Annotated in this window: 15 protein-coding genes; 9 read left to right on the top strand and 6 right to left on the bottom strand. The window is 73.6% G+C overall.

The window, feature by feature from the left end:
- Position 1: 1 nt before the first annotated feature.
- The 3 genes from OHA99_RS15785 to ccsB are packed head-to-tail and all read left to right on the top strand — an operon-like array spanning position 2 to position 3,671.
- A complete protein-coding gene (locus OHA99_RS15785; protein WP_153178522.1) occupies positions 2–769 on the top strand; it encodes a cytochrome c biogenesis CcdA family protein in 768 nt (255 codons plus the stop codon).
- A complete protein-coding gene (locus OHA99_RS15780) occupies positions 769–2,550 on the top strand; it encodes a cytochrome c biogenesis protein ResB (RefSeq protein WP_405696252.1) in 1,782 nt (593 codons plus the stop codon). Before OHA99_RS15785 ends, OHA99_RS15780 begins: the two co-directional genes overlap by 1 nt.
- Positions 2,547–3,671 carry a c-type cytochrome biogenesis protein CcsB gene (gene ccsB, locus OHA99_RS15775; protein ID WP_153178520.1) on the top strand — a complete coding sequence of 375 codons (1,125 nt, stop codon included), beginning with the start codon at positions 2,547–2,549 and terminating at the stop codon, positions 3,669–3,671. The genes OHA99_RS15780 and ccsB overlap by 4 nt, the downstream gene beginning before the upstream one ends.
- Here ccsB and OHA99_RS15770 read toward each other — a convergent pair.
- The 4 genes from OHA99_RS15770 to OHA99_RS15755 form a co-directional block, all read right to left on the bottom strand.
- Positions 3,653–5,056 (bottom strand): condensation domain-containing protein, encoded by a 1,404-nt coding sequence (locus OHA99_RS15770; RefSeq protein WP_165685173.1) that lies wholly within the window; start codon positions 5,054–5,056, stop codon positions 3,653–3,655. The two genes, ccsB and OHA99_RS15770, sit on opposite strands and share 19 nt — an antisense overlap.
- A gap of 175 nt (positions 5,057–5,231) precedes the next feature.
- Positions 5,232–5,939: a MerR family transcriptional regulator gene (locus tag OHA99_RS15765; RefSeq protein WP_405696249.1), complete on the bottom strand. Its 708-nt coding sequence runs from the start codon at positions 5,937–5,939 to the stop codon at positions 5,232–5,234.
- A 96-nt stretch (positions 5,940–6,035) separates the two neighbouring features.
- On the bottom strand, positions 6,036–6,953 hold the full coding sequence (locus OHA99_RS15760; protein ID WP_405696247.1) for an alpha/beta fold hydrolase: 918 nt from the start codon (positions 6,951–6,953) through the stop codon (positions 6,036–6,038).
- A gap of 179 nt (positions 6,954–7,132) precedes the next feature.
- Positions 7,133–7,735, bottom strand: a complete 603-nt coding sequence (locus OHA99_RS15755) for a TetR/AcrR family transcriptional regulator (protein WP_164383676.1) — start codon at positions 7,733–7,735, stop codon at positions 7,133–7,135.
- Between the two features lie 178 nt (positions 7,736–7,913).
- Between OHA99_RS15755 and OHA99_RS15750 the strand changes: the two genes are divergently transcribed.
- The gene (locus OHA99_RS15750; protein ID WP_405696245.1) at positions 7,914–9,806 is read left to right on the top strand and encodes a protein kinase domain-containing protein; all 1,893 of its coding nucleotides are present in this window, start codon (positions 7,914–7,916) and stop codon (positions 9,804–9,806) included.
- Here the strand turns inward: OHA99_RS15750 and OHA99_RS15745 are convergent.
- A complete protein-coding gene (locus tag OHA99_RS15745; RefSeq protein ID WP_405698959.1) occupies positions 9,803–10,705 on the bottom strand; it encodes a LysR family transcriptional regulator in 903 nt (300 codons plus the stop codon). The genes OHA99_RS15750 and OHA99_RS15745 overlap by 4 nt on opposite strands.
- A gap of 125 nt (positions 10,706–10,830) precedes the next feature.
- Between OHA99_RS15745 and OHA99_RS15740 the strand changes: the two genes are divergently transcribed.
- A complete protein-coding gene (locus OHA99_RS15740) occupies positions 10,831–11,370 on the top strand; it encodes a cupin domain-containing protein (protein WP_366473066.1) in 540 nt (179 codons plus the stop codon).
- Positions 11,367–11,729, top strand: a complete 363-nt coding sequence (locus OHA99_RS15735; protein ID WP_381502457.1) for a DoxX family protein — start codon at positions 11,367–11,369, stop codon at positions 11,727–11,729. The genes OHA99_RS15740 and OHA99_RS15735 overlap by 4 nt, the downstream gene beginning before the upstream one ends.
- Positions 11,730–11,746: 17 nt before the next feature.
- On the opposite strand, the gene OHA99_RS15730 is transcribed toward OHA99_RS15735, so the two are convergent.
- A complete protein-coding gene (locus OHA99_RS15730; protein ID WP_405696242.1) occupies positions 11,747–12,781 on the bottom strand; it encodes a helix-turn-helix transcriptional regulator in 1,035 nt (344 codons plus the stop codon).
- 100 nt (positions 12,782–12,881) lie between these two features.
- Here OHA99_RS15730 and OHA99_RS15725 point away from each other — a divergent pair, with 100 nt between their 5' ends.
- The 3 genes from OHA99_RS15725 to OHA99_RS15715 all read left to right on the top strand — a co-directional run bounded on the left by OHA99_RS15725 (position 12,882) and on the right by OHA99_RS15715 (position 17,209).
- Entirely contained in the window at positions 12,882–13,289 is a 408-nt protein-coding gene (locus tag OHA99_RS15725) for a VOC family protein (protein ID WP_164383671.1), read from the top strand.
- Positions 13,290–13,348: 59 nt separating this feature from the next.
- Complete coding sequence (locus OHA99_RS15720; RefSeq protein WP_405696240.1) at positions 13,349–15,133, top strand: protein kinase domain-containing protein; 1,785 nt, start codon at positions 13,349–13,351, stop codon at positions 15,131–15,133.
- A 132-nt stretch (positions 15,134–15,265) separates the two neighbouring features.
- Positions 15,266–17,209: a protein kinase domain-containing protein gene (locus tag OHA99_RS15715; RefSeq protein ID WP_405696238.1), complete on the top strand. Its 1,944-nt coding sequence runs from the start codon at positions 15,266–15,268 to the stop codon at positions 17,207–17,209.
- Positions 17,210–17,234 lie beyond the last annotated feature (25 nt).

Below are 17,234 nucleotides of genomic sequence, written 5' to 3'. Positions count from 1 at the left end.
CGTGAGCCCGCTCTTCACGCTCGCCGCGGACCCGGGCGCGACGGTGACCGGCGGAGCGCTCCTGCTCGCTCTGCCGATCGCCCTGCTCGCCGGCCTCCTCTCCTTCTTCTCCCCCTGCGTGTTGCCTCTCGTGCCCGGCTATCTGTCCTACGTGACCGGGGTCACTGGCGCGGATCTCGCCGAGGCGCGGCGCGGCCGGATGGCCGCCGGCGCCGCCCTGTTCGTCCTGGGCTTCACCGCGGTGTTCGTCTCCGGCGGTGCACTGTTCGGCTACTTCGGGCAGACGCTCCAGGAACAACGCGGAGTCCTGACCAAGGTGCTGGGCGTACTCATGATCCTCATGGGTGCGTTCTTCATGGGCCTGATGCCCTGGCTCACCCAGCGCGAGTTCCGCTTCCACCGGCGACCGGCGACCGGCCTGGTCGGCGCGCCGGTGCTGGGCGCGCTGTTCGGTATCGGCTGGACGCCGTGCATCGGCCCGACCCTCGGTTCCGTACTGGCGCTCTCGTCCACCCAGGCAGGCGCGGGCCGCGGCGCCGTTCTCACGGTCGCCTACTGCCTCGGCCTCGGAGTCCCCTTCGTGCTTGCCGCGATCGCGTTCCGCAGGGCCCTCGGCGCCTTCGGTTGGGTCAAGCGGCATTATGTCTGGGTGATGCGCATCGGTGGCGGCATGATGATCCTGACCGGTCTGCTGCTGTTGACCGGTGCGTGGGACGCCCTCGTGCAGCAGATGCAGACCTGGTCCACTGGCTTCACCCCGGGAATCTGATGAGCGACACCCGCAGTACCTCGACGCCCGACTCCCCGAAGACAGGCGGCGACGGCCGTGACCTCGCCGCCGCAGGGTCCCAGCTCTCCACCGCCCCCGAGGAGGAGGCGCCGAACCTCCCTGCGCTCGGCGTGACCGGCTGGGCCCGCTGGTTCTGGCGTCAGCTCACCTCGATGCGCGTCGCGCTGATCCTGCTCCTGCTGGTGTCGCTGGGCGCGATCCCGGGGTCACTGATCCCGCAGGACGGCGTGGACGCCATGAAGGTCGAGGAGTTCCGCGACAACCACGACATCCTTGGGCCGGTCTACGACAAGCTCGGCCTCTTCCACGTCTACAGCTCGGTGTGGTTCTCCGCGATCTACATCCTGCTGTTCGTCTCCCTCATCGGCTGCATCGTCCCGCGCACCTGGCAGTTCGTCGGCCAGCTCCGCGGCCGCCCGCCCCGCGCCCCCCGGCGTCTGGACCGGCTGCCCGCCTACACCACCTGGCGCACCGGGACCGCGCCCGAGGAGGTCCGCGAGGCGGCCCTGAGGCTGTTGCGGAAGCGCCGCTTCCGCGCGGACACGGACCCCGCCGGCGACGCCGTCGCGGCCGAGAAGGGCTACCTGCGGGAGGTCGGCAACCTCGCCTTCCACATCGCGCTGATCGTGATGCTGATCGCCTTCGCCTGGGGGCAGCTGTTCAAGTACGAGGGCAACAAGCTGGTCCTGGAGGGCAGCGGCTTCGCCAACACCCTCGCCCAGTACGACGACTTCAAGTCCGGGAATCTGTTCACCCCGGACGACCTGGACCCCTTCAGCTTCGTCCTGAAGGATTTCAAGGGCACCTACGAGCCGACCGGACCCAACCGGGGCACCCCCCGTACCTACGAGGCGGCCGTCGTGTACAGCGAAGGGGTGGACGGCGCGGAGAAGCCGACCACCATCAAGGTCAACGAGCCGCTGGAGATCGACGGCTCGAAGGTCTACCTGGTCAGCCACGGCTACGCGCCGATCCTCACCATCAAGGACGCCCGCGGCGACGTGGTCATGGACCGCGAGGCCGTCGCCCTGCTGCCGATCGACGGCAACGTCACCTCCTCCGGTGCCGTCAAGGTCATGGACGGCTACCGCAATGCCAAGGGCGAGGAGGAACAGCTCGGCTTCAACGCCTTCTTCCTGCCGACCTACGGCGGCCCGGACTCAATGATGCTGTCCCAGTTCCCGGCGTTGCGGAGCCCGCTGCTAGCCCTGTCCGCCTACCACGGCGACCTGGGCGTGAACGCCGGTTTCCCGCAGAGCGTGTACCAGCTGGACAAGACGCACCTGAAGGAGTTCAAGGACTCCGACGGCAAGCTGTTCAAGAAGCGACTCAAGGTCGGCGACACCATGACCCTCCCGAACGGCGCCGGCACGGTCACCTTCAACGGCGTCCAGGAGTGGGCCGGCTTCCAGGTCACGCGGCAGCCCGCCAGCGGCTGGGCGCTCGGCGGTGCCGTCGTCGCCATCTTCGGCCTGGCCGGCTCCCTGTTCATCCAGCGCCGCCGCGTCTGGGTGCGGGCCGTGCGCGGCGCCGACGGCGTCACCGTCGTGGAGATGGCCGGCCTCGGCCGCAGCGAGTCCGCGAAGCTCCCCGAGGAGCTCGGCGACCTCGCCGGGGTCCTGTACGACCAGGCACCCGGCGCGCCGGACTCCTCCGACACCTCCGACGCGTCCGACGCTCCCGAGAACGACGACACCCCCGATTCCCCGGACACCCCCGACACCCACGCCGTCACTGCCGAAGGGGCTGAGAAGAAATGAATCTCGCCGCCGCGACCAACGAGGATCTCGCGAACCTCAGCAACACGCTGATCTACTCCGCGATGGCCGTCTACACCCTGGCCTTCTTCGCGCACATCGCCGAGTGGCTCTTCGGCAGCCGCAGCAAGGTCGGCCGCACCGCCGCCGCGCTCACCGCCACGAGCCGGGCCAAGGCGGGCGCCGCCAAGGCCGGACCGGCCGTGACCGTGAAGAAGGCCGGCGGCACCGCCGTACTGGAGCGGCCGGAGGTCGTCGTACGCACCGCCTCCGGCTCCCGCGACGTGCCCGACGGGCCGGGCGCGCACGGCGGCACCGAGAAGGGCGACCTCTACGGGCGGATCGCCATCTCGCTCACCGTCCTCGCCTTCGCCCTGGAGGCCGGCGGTGTCCTCACCCGCGCCCTGTCGGTGAAGCGGGCGCCGTGGGGCAACATGTACGAGTTCAACATCACGTTCACGACGGTCGCCGTCGGCGTGTACCTCGCGCTGCTCCTGCTGAAGAAGAACGTCCGCTGGCTCGGCCTGCCGCTGGCCACCACCGTCCTGCTCGACCTCGGCCTCGCCGTCACGGTCCTGTACACGGCGAGCGACCAGCTGGTGCCCGCCCTGCACTCGTACTGGCTGTACATCCACGTCTCGACCGCCATCTTCTGCGGCGCGGTGTTCTACGTCGGCGCGGTCGGCACGATCCTGTACCTCTTCAAGGACAACTTCGAGAGCAAGCTGGCCGCCGGCGGCACCCCCGGCCGGTTCGCCAGCTCCGTCCTGGACCGGCTGCCCGCCGCGGCCTCCCTCGACAAGTTCGCCTACCGCGTCAACGCCGCCGTGTTCCCGCTGTGGACGTTCACGATCATCGCGGGCGCGATCTGGGCGGGCGACGCCTGGGGCCGGTACTGGGGCTGGGACCCCAAGGAGACCTGGTCCTTCATCACCTGGGTCGCCTACGCCTGCTACCTGCACGCCCGCGCCACCGCCGGCTGGAAGGGCCGCAAGGCCGCCTACCTGGCCCTGGCCGCCTTCGCCTGCTGGATCTTCAACTACTACGGCGTCAACATCTTCGTCTCCGGCAAGCACTCCTACGCCGACGTCGGCCTCGGCGCCCTTCAGTCCGTGGGCTTCTGACCGACCGAGGTGATGATGTCCCGCAGCCGCTCCACGTACAGCCGCAGGTTCTTGTGGGCGACGTCGGTGTCCGGGTAGCGGCTGGCGAACCACAGGCCCTCCGGGAGCCGGGTGACCCAGGCGCACACCTGGTCGCCGTACGACACCCGCAGCAGCGCGTACGCCGTCCGGTCCGGCCAGCCGGCGGCGCCGGGGACGTCGCGGGCGTCGACGTACGACACGATCGAGTACAGGTCGGGCGAGGTCGGCCGGAAGTCCGTGCCGAGCAGCCGCAGCACCCGGTCGATCGGCATGCGGGACATCCGCCGGTTGGCCTGGAGTTCGGCGCGGACGGTGCCGAGGGCGCTGGGGAGGTCGTGGGCCCGGTCCGCCGGGACCTCGATGGGCGCGCCGCCGACGTACCAGCCGACGGACTCCGTCCACTGGGACCGCGACCGGGTGTGGAAGGGCACGACGGTGCGGTAGACGGGCTCGCCGCCGATCTCGTGGACGATCAGCGCGGTCGCGGCCAGCACGCCGACCAGGCTGCCGCCGTAGGGACGGCAGTACGCCTCGAACGCGGCGGCGTCGGCCGCGTCCACCAACGGCTCGCGCAGCAGCCGCTGTTCGGGCAGCGGATCGCCGGGCCGCACGCCGAGGTCGACGGGGAAGGACGGCAGCCGCCCGTCGCAGCGGCGGATGAACTCCCGCCAGCGGGCGACGATGTCGTGGCCGCCGTCGATCCGGTCCGCGTCCGCCCGCTCGGCCTCGCAGAAGTCGACGTAGGAGCCCACCCGGGGGTGCGGCACGGTCCGCCCCGCCACACCCGCCGCGTACAACTCGCCGACCTCGGCGGGGATGCGGTAGATGGAGTACGCGTCGACGTTGCTGTGGTCGAAGGCCATGTAGACGCTGACGCCGTCGTCGCGGACGACCGCCGTGTAGATGAGGTTGGGCCAGCGCAGCGCGTCCGCGACGTGGTCGAAGCGGTCCTGGAGATGCCGGGCGAGCTCGGCCGCGTCCGGGAAGTCCCCGACGTCCTCGCGGTGCAGCGCCACGGCGTCGGCGTCGAGCGTGAACCGCCGCATCGTGTCGCCGCTCTCGCCGCTCCACCGGAAACCGCTGCGCAGCGTCTCGTGCCGCAGCGTCCAGGCCCGCAACGCCTCCTGGAGCACGTCGAGATCGACCGGCCCCGGGATGTCGAAGGCGGCCCCGAGCCAGGTCGGCACGAACAGTCCGTCCTCGCGCACCGACCGCGCCGTGCGGATGTGCGACTCCTGGATGTAGGCGGGCGGCCGCGTGTCCTCGGGCAGCGCCGCCGCGATGTCGAGCGTGCCGGGGCTGAGCGTCCACTCGACGAGGCGCCCGGGACGGATCTCGCAGCGCTGGATGTCGGTCATTCGCACGAGGAGGTCTCCGTTCGCAGATGTACAGACCCGACCAAGGGAATGCCGTCTCCGCGACCGCGCACCCGCTGTGTCGGCACTGTTCAACGGAACGGATGGCCTCTCGAACGCCGATACGCCCCCACCGCCCGGCCGCCCTTCACCCTTCCCCCCTGCACCCTTCACGCCTCGCCCGTCACTCCAGGTACGCGTCCAGGGCGCCCGCCCCCGCCAGCATCGACCGCGTCCGCGCGGTGAGGGCCCGCCCGCGCGCCTCGACCGCCGCCCGCAGCGCCTCGCTGCTCCCCGCGCGCCGCAGGTCCTCCAGCACGGGCCGGATCTGCTCGAAGACGTGGTGACTGCGGCGCAGGGTGCGCACCACCCGCGCGTCCCGTACGTCGGCGGGCCCGTACACCCGGTACCCGGTGCCGTGTTCCCGTCCGGGCACGAGCAGCCCCGCCGCCTCCCACACCCGCAGCGCGGAGGTCCGTACGCCGACCAGCGCGGCCACCTCGCCGATGCGCAGGCCGCCACCCGTTCCGGGCGGCGGCCCCGGCTCCCGGCCGGCCAGCGCCTCCAGCGCCTCACCGGCGGCCCGCAGCGCGACCCGCTCCTCGTGGAGGGCGGCATGCGCGGCGTCCATCAGCGCGAGCGCCCCGGCCACGTCCCCGGCGTGCACCGCCCGCATGACCCGCGTCGCCGTCACCGCCCCGTACCCCGGCTGCAACGCCCGGTACGCCAGCAGCGCCTCCCGGTGCCGCTCCCCGAACACCCGGTACCCGGCGTCGGTGCGTCCGGCCGGGGGCAGGACACCGGCGTCCTCGTAATTGCGCACCTGCTGCGTCGACAGCCCGACGGCCCGGGCCAGATCGACGGTCCGCAGACGCCGCTCGCGGTTGCTCACCGGGCGCAGCCTATGCGTGGGACCGGACGGCCCGAAGGCCCTGGGCCGTGGCGGGGGAAGCCACGGCCCAGGGCCGGTCTGTGGGGGCGGCGGCTGTTACCGGGCGTCGGTGACGCGGGCGGTGACGCGGGCGGTGACGCTCTGGACGGCCTCGAGGGCGAGGTCGGGGCGGTCGGTGTGGATGTAGTGGCCGCTGTCCTTGGCGGTGGTCAGCTCGGCGGCGGTGGAGAGCTGCTGCCACTCCTGCTGGCCCTTGGCCCACATCGTCTCCAGGGCGGGACCGTACTCCGGGACCGCGGCGTACTGGGACTCGTGCTTGAGGATCTCGACGGGGATGTCCCTGGCGGAGTGGACCGGGCCGTCGGCGATGACGAACTGTTCCGGGTTCTGGCCCTCGTTGGCCGCGAGCGCGCCGTCCCGGACCTGGGTCGCCGGGCCGGTGGCGTCGGCGGGGATGGTGCGGTTCATGTCGCGGGTGAGGTGGGGGACGGTGGCGTCCAGGAGGACCAGGCCCTTGACGCGGTCGGTGTGGTCGGGGGTGTAGCGGGCGGCGATGTAGCCGCCCAGGGAGTGGCCGGCCAGGACGACGGGGCGGTCGCCCGCGAGGTGGTCGAGGAGCTTGGTGAGCAGGACGCCGGTGTCGTTGACGGTCTGGAGGGTGCCGGGGGCGGGCTTGTCGCTCTTGCCCTCGCCGAGGCGGTCGTAGGAGCAGACCCGGTCCGTCCTGCTCAGGGACTTCTGAAGGGCGGCCATGTTGTCCAGGCCCTCGCCGCCGCCCGCCATCAGCATCACCAGCGGCCGGTCCGCGTCCGAGTGGCCGGAGCAGGAGACGTTGACCGTGTGGCCGTCGGCGTCGATCTTCTTCGTGCCGGTGAAGGAGGCCCCCGCGGAGGCGGTGGTGTCCTTCGCGTCGGAGTCGTCCTTGCCGTACTCCTCGTTCAGGACGAGTCCCGCGCCGGCCACGGCGCAGACGACGGCGATCGCGGCGGTCGCCTTGGCGAGGGTGCGGAACATGGGGGGGCCTCCAGCGGGCAAGGGTGGGGTAGGGACGCGGTGTTGGGGGGGGGTTTCTCTCGGTCGGCCTGTGGTGCTCGGCGACTGATGAGGACTCTATGGATCCACCGGTCCCGGAACGTCACCCCGCGGTGGACACCTGCCCGTAGTCCCCTCGGGGGACAACCACCCCCGCCGGGCTACGCCCCGTCCGCGCTGATCGACCGCCAGATCCGCTCCGGCAGGATGCGCGCCGCCTCGTCCAGGTCGACGTCCCGGATCCCGGACAGGTGGCGCCGGGCGACGGCCACGACCGGGCCCAGGACCAGGCTCTCCAGCAACGGCACGGGGAGCGGGGCCACTTCACCCGCGTCGATGCGGGGCTGGATCCACCGGGACATCGCCGAGACGGTCGGCTGCTGCGCGTCCCGCATCTCCTGACCCCGCGCCATCAGGCGCCGGTCGGCGCTCGGGGAGTGCACGAGGAGGGCCGCGCCGGGGTGGTCGCGCACGAAGGCGAGGTAGGCCCCGACCACGGCCCGGATACCCTCGCGGGCGGTTTCGGTACTGGTCAGCGCGGTGACCAGCTGTGCGAGGAGCCGCCCGGTCCAGCGCTCGGTGAGTGCGGTGAGCAGGCCGTCGAGGCTGCCGAAGTGGTGGTACAGGCTGCCGAGGCTGACCCCGCTGGTCCGGGTGACGGCGGTGACGGTGACGCCCTGTTCGCCCGACTCCGTGTAGAGGCGGAGGGCGGCGTCCAGGAGGAGGTCGGAGGTGACCTCGCCGCGGTGTTGTTTGGGGCTCATGGGCAGGCGTGCTCTCGTTTCCCGTTTTCTAGAATAATTTTCTAGAAGCTTCTTTCAATCCTAGGCCCGTCTGGCTCAGACTGTCCCCTGCGGGACACGCGTGTCCGCCCGGACTTCGGAGGGGAGCGGGCGGGCCGCGGGTCCTCGGTCGTCGGGACAACGGGGGGACAGGGTCGACGTGTTGGAGCTGGACGGCAGTGGAGCGGAGCCGCTGGAGGCTCGGGACCCGCGGTGGATCGGGCCGATCCCGCTGATCGGGCGCCTCGGCGCCGGGGGCATGGGCCGGGTCTTCCTCGGCGTCCACGAGGGCCGGTACGTGGCGGTCAAGCAGGTGCTGCCCTCGGTCGCCGCCGAGGACAAGGGCTTCCTGCGCCGCTTCGGGCACGAGCTGGACAACCTCGCCCGGCTGCCCGAGGGAGTGACCGCGCCGCTGCTGGCGGGGGACCGGGAGGCGGCCCCGCCGTGGTTCGCCACCGCGTACGTGCCGGGCATCACCCTGTCCCAGGCGCTGGACGTCCACGGCGGCCCGCTGCCCGCCGGGGCGTTGTGGCTCATCCTGCGGGAAGCCGCGAAGGCGCTCGTGGCCGTGCACGCGCTGGAGATGGTGCACCGGGACCTGAAGCCGTCGAACCTGATGCTGACGGTGGACGGCCTGACGGTCATCGACTTCGGGGTGGCCCGGGCCGCCGATCAGAGCCAGTTGACGTCGGTGGACAAGGTGGTCGGGACGCCGGCCTACATGTCACCGGAGCAGGCGTCGGGGAGCCGGACGCCCAGTGCGGCGGTCGACGTGTTCGCGCTGGGCGGGGTGCTGGCGTACGCGGCGTCGGGACACCCGCCGTTCGGGGACGACTCGGCGTTGCCCGTGCTGAACCGCATCCTGACGAAGGAGCCCGACCTTCAGCCCCTCAGGGACCTGGACGGCGAGCTCGCCGACGTCGTCAAGTCCTGTCTCGACAAGGACCACGAGGGGCGGCCGACCGCGGCCGAGCTGCTCGCCGCGGCCGAGCTGCTCGCCGTGGCCGAGCGGCACGGGCCGTACGAGCCGCCCCTGTGGCCGCGGGGCGTGGCCGGGGTCCTGGCCGAACGAGCGGCGTTCGTCAAGGAGTTACCCCGAGCGGCGGACCTGCCCGACCCTGAGCCCCCGGCGACGGACGCGAAGAGCGAGGAGCCCGGACGGCGTAAGAACCGACGCCGCACCCGGGTCTTCGTCGGCGTCGTCCCGATCGTGCTGGCGACGGGCGCGACCCTCGCCGTCCAGCTCCTGCCGTACGCCTCCCACGACAAGGCGGAGGCGGACACCGCCCCGTCCCCGTCCGTCTCGGCGTCCCCGGACCCGGCGGGCCCGCCCTCGAAGTCGGCGAGTGAACGGCCGTCCGCGAGCGCGTCGCCGTCGGACGGGAAGGGTGACGAGAACGCGAAGGACGGCAAGGGCGGCAAGGAGGGCGGAGACGGCGCGGACGGCAAGGGCGCCGCGGGCGGCGACGACGGGAGCGGGGGAGCCGGCCGGGGCGGTGGTGCGCCTGCCGCCGGGGGCGGGGGACCGGGCGACGACGGCGGGGCAGGCGGAGCAGGCGGCTCGGACGGGGCCGGCGGGTCGGGCGACGGCGGGAGTTCGGGGGAGTCGTCCGACTCCGGCGGGTCGTCCGGGTCGGGAGACCAGCCGTCCGGCGGTGGTTCCAAGGGCACCGGCACCCCCTCCGGCACCTTCGCCCTCAAGAACGGCGGCAACGGCAAGTGCCTGATCCCGGACTTCACCGGGTGGGCGAGCACGGGGTCCTGCACGGCGGCGTCGGCGTCCTGGTCGTTCAAGAGCGGGTCCGACGGCACCGTGAAGATCGTCAACAACTCCTCCGGCAAGTGCCTGACCGCCGCCTTCATGGGCCAGGTGGCGGAGACCGGCAGCTGCGACCAGGTGGGGTTCCCGTCCTCGATGCTGTGGCGCACCGGCTCGGGCGGGCTGCTGAGAAGCGTCTTCAACGACGGGTGCCTCACCCGGGCCGACGACGGCTCCGTCAGGGCGCAGACGTGTTCCTCCGGAACGGCGTCGCAGCGGTGGACGCGTACCTAGGAACCAGGGCCAGGGCCAGGGCCAGGGCCAGGACCAGGACCAGGACCAGGACTGTCGTACACGGCGATCGCGAGCCGGACGAACGAGCGGATCAGCGGGTTCGGGCCGGCCCGGGGCCAGGCCACCACCACGGGGCTCGGCGGCAGGCCCGTCAGCGGAACCACGGTGAGGCCGTCGCCGGGCACGTGGTCCGCGAGGGTCATGCCGACGGTGCCGTTCCACAGGACGGCCTGCCGGCACTCCCGCACGGTGCGCACCACCGGCCCCCGCCGCGCCTCCCCGGCGTTCCAGTACGCCTGCCACAGCGGGTCAGTGCCCTCGGGGAAGCGGAACCAACGGCGGTCGGCCAGCTCGGCCGGGGTCAGGCTCGCCCGGCCGGCCAGCGGGTCGTCGGCGCGCAGCAGGGCGCCCACCGGGTCGGCGCGCAACGCCCCCGTGGTCAGGCCGGTCGGGTCGAAGGGGCCGCGGGTGAGGGCCACGTCGACCAGCCCTGCGTGCAGCCCGCAGGTGGGGTCGGTCAGGTCGGTCTCGCGGACGGTGACCTCGACGTGCGGGTGGCGCCGGCGGTAGGCGTCCGCCAGCCGGTTCACGTCCGGGTCGGTGCTGTCGCCGAGGATGCCGACGGTGAGGGTCGCGGCGCCGGCCGCGGCTGCCACGCGAGCGGGTACGCGTGCGGCCCGGTCGAGCAGGGCGCGCGCCTCGTCGAGCAGTACCGCACCGGCCCCGGTGAGGGTGACGCCCGCGGAGCTGCGGTGGAACAGCGTGGCGCCGAGGTCCGTCTCCAGCGCCTTGATCGCCCGGCTCAGCGGCGGCTGGCTCATGTGCAGCCGGACGGCCGCCCGGCCGAAGTGGAGTTCCTCGGCGACCGCCACGAAGTAGCGCAGCGTACGCAGCTCCATCCGGTCCGCCCGGCCCGCCTGCTCCGCCCGGTCCATCCGCGCCATGCTGCGACGATACCCGTGCGGTATCGAGTGCGCGGAACAGGTCTTGGACGCCGCCGGTGCCCCGGCGTTGGAATCGGGGCATGAGCGACGAACCCCGCAACGCAGCGCCGTGCGCGCACCCCGCCGTGTCGGTGGTAGGCCCGGGAGACGGCGAGACGATCCTCCTCGGCACCACCCGCATGCGCGTCCTGGAGGACGGCAGCCACACCGGCCACCGCCTCGGCATGGCCGAGTCCGTACTCGCCCCGCACACCCCCGGGCCGCCCCAGCACCGTCACGCACGGCACGACGAGGGCTTCTACGTCGTCTCCGGCACGGTGCGGTTCACCGTCGGGGACGAGGACATCGACGCGACGGCGGGCACGCTCGTGATGGTCCCGCCCGGCGCACCGCACACCTTCGCCAACACCACCGGTGAACCGGCCCGCATGCTCAGCACGTTCACCCCCGATCTGTACGTCCAGTACTTCCGGGACCTGGAGGAGCTGTACGCCGGCGGCCGCACCCCGACTCCGGAGGAAAGCCTCGGGACGATGAGCCGCTACGCGACCGAACCAGCGACCGAACCCGCCACCGACTTCGCCTCCCCGCCCACGCCGGCCCGGGGGACCGGGTCGTGAACATCGCGTACTGGATCGTCGCCGGTCTCCTCGCCGCCTTCCACCTCTACGGCGGCGCGGTGAAGGTGGTGCGCAGCCGGGACGGGCTCCGGCCGATGATGGCCTGGGTGGACAGCGTGCCGATGCCCGCCGTCCGCGCCATCGGCGTGGTCGAGGTGCTCGGCGCGGCCGGGCTGGTCCTCGCGCCGCTGACCGGCGTCGCACCCGGGCTGGCCCCGGCCGCGGCCGTCGGGTTCGTGATCCTTCAGATCGGCGCGACCGGGGTCCACCTGCGTCTCGGGGACCGGCAGGTCGCCCTCAACATCGGCCTCCTGGTCACCGCCGCCGTCACGGTCTGGCTCGCCACGACCCGGCTGTGACCCGGCGTCCGCCGCCGTCAGCCGCGCGGCGGCGGCGTGCCCCGGGCCGCGTCCATCAGGCGGCCCGCGAGGTCCGCGACGAGACCGCGCAGCTCGTCCGGCCGCTCGACGACGAAGGGGCGGTCCAGCGACGCGAGCAGCCCCGGCAGCCAGTCGAGGCGTTCGGCCCGGATCTCGACCCGGCACCATCCCCCGCCCTCGCCCTCGCCCCCGCCCCCGCCCCCGCCCCTGCCCTCGCCCCCGCCCTCTCCGTCCGCATCGGCGACGACGGCCACGCTGCCCGGCAGCAGTGCGCGGATCTCCTCGGCCGTCCCCCGGACCCGCACCGTGACCTCGTGCCGGTAGGGCGCGGTGGCCAGGGCCGTCAGCACGCGCTCCGCCGGACCGGGCCCCGGCGGCGGTTCGAAGGTGCCGGGCAGGACCCGCGCGCCGTCGATGCGGTCCAGCCGGAACGTCCGGTCCGCCCCGGCCGACAGGTCCCGGCCCGTCACGTACCACCGGCCCGCGTGCGCGACGAGCCCGTACGGGTACACGGTGCGTTCGCCGCTCCCACCGCGCCCGCCGGTGTAGCGGATCGCCAGCGGCCGGTGATGGCGAACGGCGTCCGCGACCGGGAGCAGCACGGCGGCCTCCGGGGCGGCGGATCCGGCGGGGGCGGCCGTGAAGGTGAGGGAGTCCAGCACCGCGTCCAGCCGGTGGCGCAGCCGCTCCGGCAGCACCCGCCGGACCTTCGCCGCCGCCGTCTCGCCCGCCGTGCCCGCCGCCGCCGTGATCCCCGTCCGCCGGCCCGCGACCAGGCCGAGGAGTACGGCCAGCGCCTCGTCGTCGCTCAGCATCAGCGGGGGCATGCGGTGGCCGGGAGCCAGCCGGTAGCCGCCGTAGCGGCCGCGCACCGACTCCACGGGGACGTCGAGGTCGACGAGGTGGTCGACGTACCGGCGCACCGTGCGCTCGCCGACGCCGAGCCGCCCGGCCAGTTCGGCCACGGTCCGCACACCGCCCGACTGGAGCAGTTCGAGCAGGGTCAGCACACGGGAGACGGGACGTGACATGCCTGTAAGTCTGCCGCCGATACCGGCCGGATTGTGACCGGTATTGCTCCTAGCGTGGGGGCCGTAGGCACTGATCGGTCATCGGCCCCTGGAGGCACCCATGAACCTCGTCTCGCTCCGCGTCATCACGGACGACGTCGCCCGTCTCGTCGGCTTCTACGAGCGCGCCACCGGCCTGCGCGCCGCCTGGGCCACCGAGGACTTCGCGGAACTGCGCACCCCGTCCGGGACGCTCGCGATCGGCAGCACCCGCACCGTGCCGCTCTTCGCCCCCGGTTCCGCCCGCCCCGCCGACAACCGGAGCGTCATCATCGAGTTCCTCGTCGACGACGTGGACGCCGTGCACCGGAACCTGACCGGGTTCGTCGGGGAGTTCGTCAAGGAGCCCACGACCATGCCCTGGGGCAACCGGGCGCTCCTCTTCCGCGACCCGGACGGCAACCTGGTCAACTTCTTCACGCCCGTCACCCCGGCCGCCGTCGAGAAGTTCGCCGACGTCGCCCGCTGACGGCCCCCCTATGCTGGACCCGCCCGCAGGGGCGAGGAACCGCACGCCGGGAGGGATCTGTGTCAGCGCTGGAGCCGGACGACCCGCGCTCCGTGGGGGAGTACCGGCTGCTGAGCCGGCTGGGCGTGGGCGGCATGGGCCGGGTCTTCCTCGGCCGGTCCCCGGGCGGACGGCTCGTCGCCGTCAAGGTGGTGCACGCCGAGCTGCTGCGCCGACCCGAGTTCCGCGACCGCTTCCGGCGCGAGGTCCGGGCGGCCAGGACGGTCAGCGGCGCCTTCACCGCGCCCGTCGTCGACGCCGACCCGGACGCGCCGCTGCCCTGGCTGGTCACCAGCTACATCGCCGGTCCTTCGCTGGAACAGGCGGTGGCCGAGCGGGGCCCGTTCGACCCGCAGGCCGTACTTGCCCTGGCCGCCGGTCTCGCCGAGGCCCTGGTGTCCATCCACGCCGTGCACCTCGTCCATCGCGACCTCAAGCCCTCCAACGTGCTGCTCGCCGAGGACGGGCCGCGCGTCATCGACTTCGGCATCGTCCGCAGCGTCGACGCCGACTCCCTCACCGGCACCGGGCACATGGCGGGCTCCCCGGGCTTCATGTCCCCGGAGCAGGTCAACGGCGACGAGGTCACCTGGGCCAGCGACGTGTTCTGCCTGGGCGCGGTGCTGGCCTTCGCGGCGACCGGCGCGGGCCCCTTCGGCGCCGGACCGACACCCGCGCTGCTCTACCGCGTCGTGCACAACGCCCCCGACGTGGACGCCGTCGCCGACCCCGCCCTGCGGTCCCTGATCGCCGACTGCCTCGCCAAGGACCCGGCCCGCCGTCCCGCCCCGCGCGAGATCCTCGCCCGCATCGGCCCGCTGGGCGGCGACAGCGCGACGGCCCTGCCGCACGCCCAGCAGTGGACACCGGCCGTCCGCCCGACCCGCGCGGACGCCGTGCCCACCCAGGTCGTCCCACCGGCCGCGGCACCTCCGGCGCACCAGCACACCCGCGTCGACACGTCACGTCCGCCGGCGTACCCGTCGGCGCCCGCACCGGCGGACGTACACCCGACGGCGACCGGGGACGGCGGCCGCCGGAGCCGACGGGCCTTCCTGCTCTCCGGCGCGGGCGCGCTCGCCGCCCTCGGCGTCGGCACCGGTTTCTGGCTCAACCGCCCGGCGGACTCCGGCCCGGCGGACGACGCAGCGCCCGCGCCGTCGCCGTCGGCCTCGTCCGCGCCCGCCCCGCCCCCGGGACTGGTCGGACTCTGGCCCCTCGACGAAGCCTCCGGCCAGGTCGCGCGGGACACCGTGGGCGGCCACGACGGCACCGTGACCGGCGTCGCCTGGCAGGGCGCCGGGGGAGGCGCCGCCTTCGACGGGACCGGCAGCCAGATCGTGACCGGCGGCCCGGTGCTGAAGACCGGCGCGGGCCGCGGCTTCACCGTCGCCGCCTGGGTGCGCCTCGCCGTCGTGCCCGGCGTCTTCGCCACCGCCGTCAGCCAGGACAGCGCCGACGCCAGCGGCTTCTACCTCCAGTACTCGAGCGAGGACCACGGCTGGGCCTTCTCCCGCCCCGGCCTGCGCGCCGTCGGCCGCACCGCGCCCGCCGCGCACGTCTGGACCCACCTGACCGGCGTCTGCGACGGCGCCGCCCGCAAGCTGCACCTGTACGTCAACGGCGTCCGGGAGGCGGTCGCCGACGACACCGCCCCCGCGCCCGCAACCGGCGCCTTCGTGATCGGCCGGGCCTCCTTCGGCGGACAGGCCCGCGACTTCTTCCCCGGCGCCATCCGCGACGTACGGGCCTTCGACCGGGCGCTGTCCCCGGCGCGGGTCGCGAAGCTCGCGCAGTCCGGGTGACGCGCCCTCACCGACGCTCTGTCGGGCGGTAGTTGGGACGATGGACGGGGCTCCCGTGCTAAAGATGTAGCTTTCCGAGGAGTGGCCGCGGTTCCCGCACGGAGCACGCGGCGCCGGCGAACGGGGAGAGAGTTGAGCGGGGAAGCCGGAACCGGCCTCACGGGCAGTGGCGCCGAGCCGTTGGAGGACGAGGACCCGCGCCGGATCGGACCGATCCCGCTGCTGGGCCGGCTCGGGGCCGGCGGCATGGGCCGGGTCTATCTGGGCGTCCACGAGGGCCGGTACGCGGCCGTCAAGCAGGTCCTGCCGTCGGTCGCCGGCGAGGACAAGGAGTTCCTGCGCCGCTTCGGACACGAGCTGGACAACCTCGCCCGGCTGCCCGACGAGGCCACCGCGCCGCTGCTCGCGGGGGACCGGGACGCCCGGCCGCCGTGGTTCGCCACCGCCTACGTGCCCGGCATCACCCTGCGCGAGGCCGTCGACCTGCACGGGCCGCTGCCCGCCGAGGCGCTGTGGCTCATGCTGCGGGAGGCCGCCACCGGGCTGGCGGCGGTGCACGCGCTGGACATGGTGCACCGGGACCTGAAGCCGTCGAACGTCATGCTGACCCTCGACGGACTCACCCTCATCGACTTCGGCGTCGCCCGGGCCGCCGACCAGAGCCAGCTGACCAGGACCGGCATGGTGGTGGGCACGCCCGCCTACATGTCGCCCGAACAGGCCTCCGGCAAGCGGGCGTCCAGCGGCGTCGTCGACGTCTTCGCGCTGGGCTCGGTGATCGCCTACGCGGCGGCCGGCCGTCCGCCCTTCGGCGACGAGTCCGGGCACGCCGTGCTCTACCGCATCGTGCACGAGGAGCCGGACCTCCAGCCGTTGCGCGACCTGGACCCCGAGCTCGCCGACACCGTCGCGGCCTGCCTGGACAAGGACCACGAGGGCCGGCCCACCGCCGCCGAACTCGTCGAACGCGCCGCGGGACGCGGTCCGTCGGCCGCCTCGCCGTGGCCGGAGGACATCACCGAGCGGCTGTCCGAGCGGGCGGCCTTCGCCGCACGGGTCCCCGAGCCCGTACACCTGCCCGAGCCGGACGAGGCTGAGGGCCCGGACGAGACGGACGAGCCGGGCGAGGTGGTGCCCGGCCCGCCGTCCGCCCCCGTGGTCGGCGGCGGACGGCCGGAGAGCGGACGGCCGGAGAAGCGCGAGCGGCGGCGCCGTACGAGGATCCTGGCGTTCGTGATCCCGGTCGCCGTGACCGGGGCGACGCTCGGCTTCACGCTGCTCCCGTACGCGATGAACGACGCGGACCGGGGCGGGAACACGGCCGCGCCGCCCACGGCCACCGGAACGGCAGCCCCGGCCCCCGCCGGCTCCGCCACCGGCTCGACCGGCCCGAGCGCCTCCGCCTCCGGCAGCCCCGACGGCGGGAAGAAGGACGGCAAGGACAAGGACGACGACGAGGGCAAGGGCGGGGAGAGCGGGAAGGACGGCGAGGGCGGCGCTCCCGGCGGGAGCGGGGACGCGGCCGGTTCCGCGCAGGGGGCGTCCGGCGGCGGCCCGGGTTCGGACGGCGCCTCCGGCTCGGGGGGATCCTCCGGTGCGGGAGGGGCGCCCGACGCGGGGGGATCGTCCGACTCGGGCGCGTCCTCCGGCTCCGGAAGCGGGTCCGGCGAGGACGGGTCCGCCGGTGACGGCTCGGAGGGCGGCGGTGGGTCCGCGTCCGGCAGCTTCATGCTGAAGAACGGGTCGAGCGGAAAGTGCATGTACGTCGGCCGGCCCATCGACGACGGCAACTGCTCGGGCGACATCGCAGTCTTCCGCTTCCAGAACACCTCCGACGGAGCCTTCCGGATGCTCAACGTGGGAACGGCCGACTGCATCCACGCCAGGAGCGCGAACGCCTGGCTCATCGCGACGACCTGCGGTCAGCCGGGAGGAGAGTGGCGAGAAGGGGCGAACGGCTCGCTCAGGAACCTCACCACGGGCGGCTGCCTCGACCTCAACCGCCGGGCGTCCATGATCGGCCTGACGACCACGACCTGCACCGGCTCCGCGTCCCAGCGCTGGACCAGGATCTGACGGAGCGCGACGGGGCGGAGCGTGA

The organism is Streptomyces coelicoflavus, assembly GCF_045041415.1.
GTDB lineage: Bacteria > Actinomycetota > Actinomycetes > Streptomycetales > Streptomycetaceae > Streptomyces > Streptomyces coelicoflavus.
The sequence above is the reverse complement of the archived record's forward strand: the minus strand, read 5'-3'. Positions and strand labels throughout refer to the sequence as shown.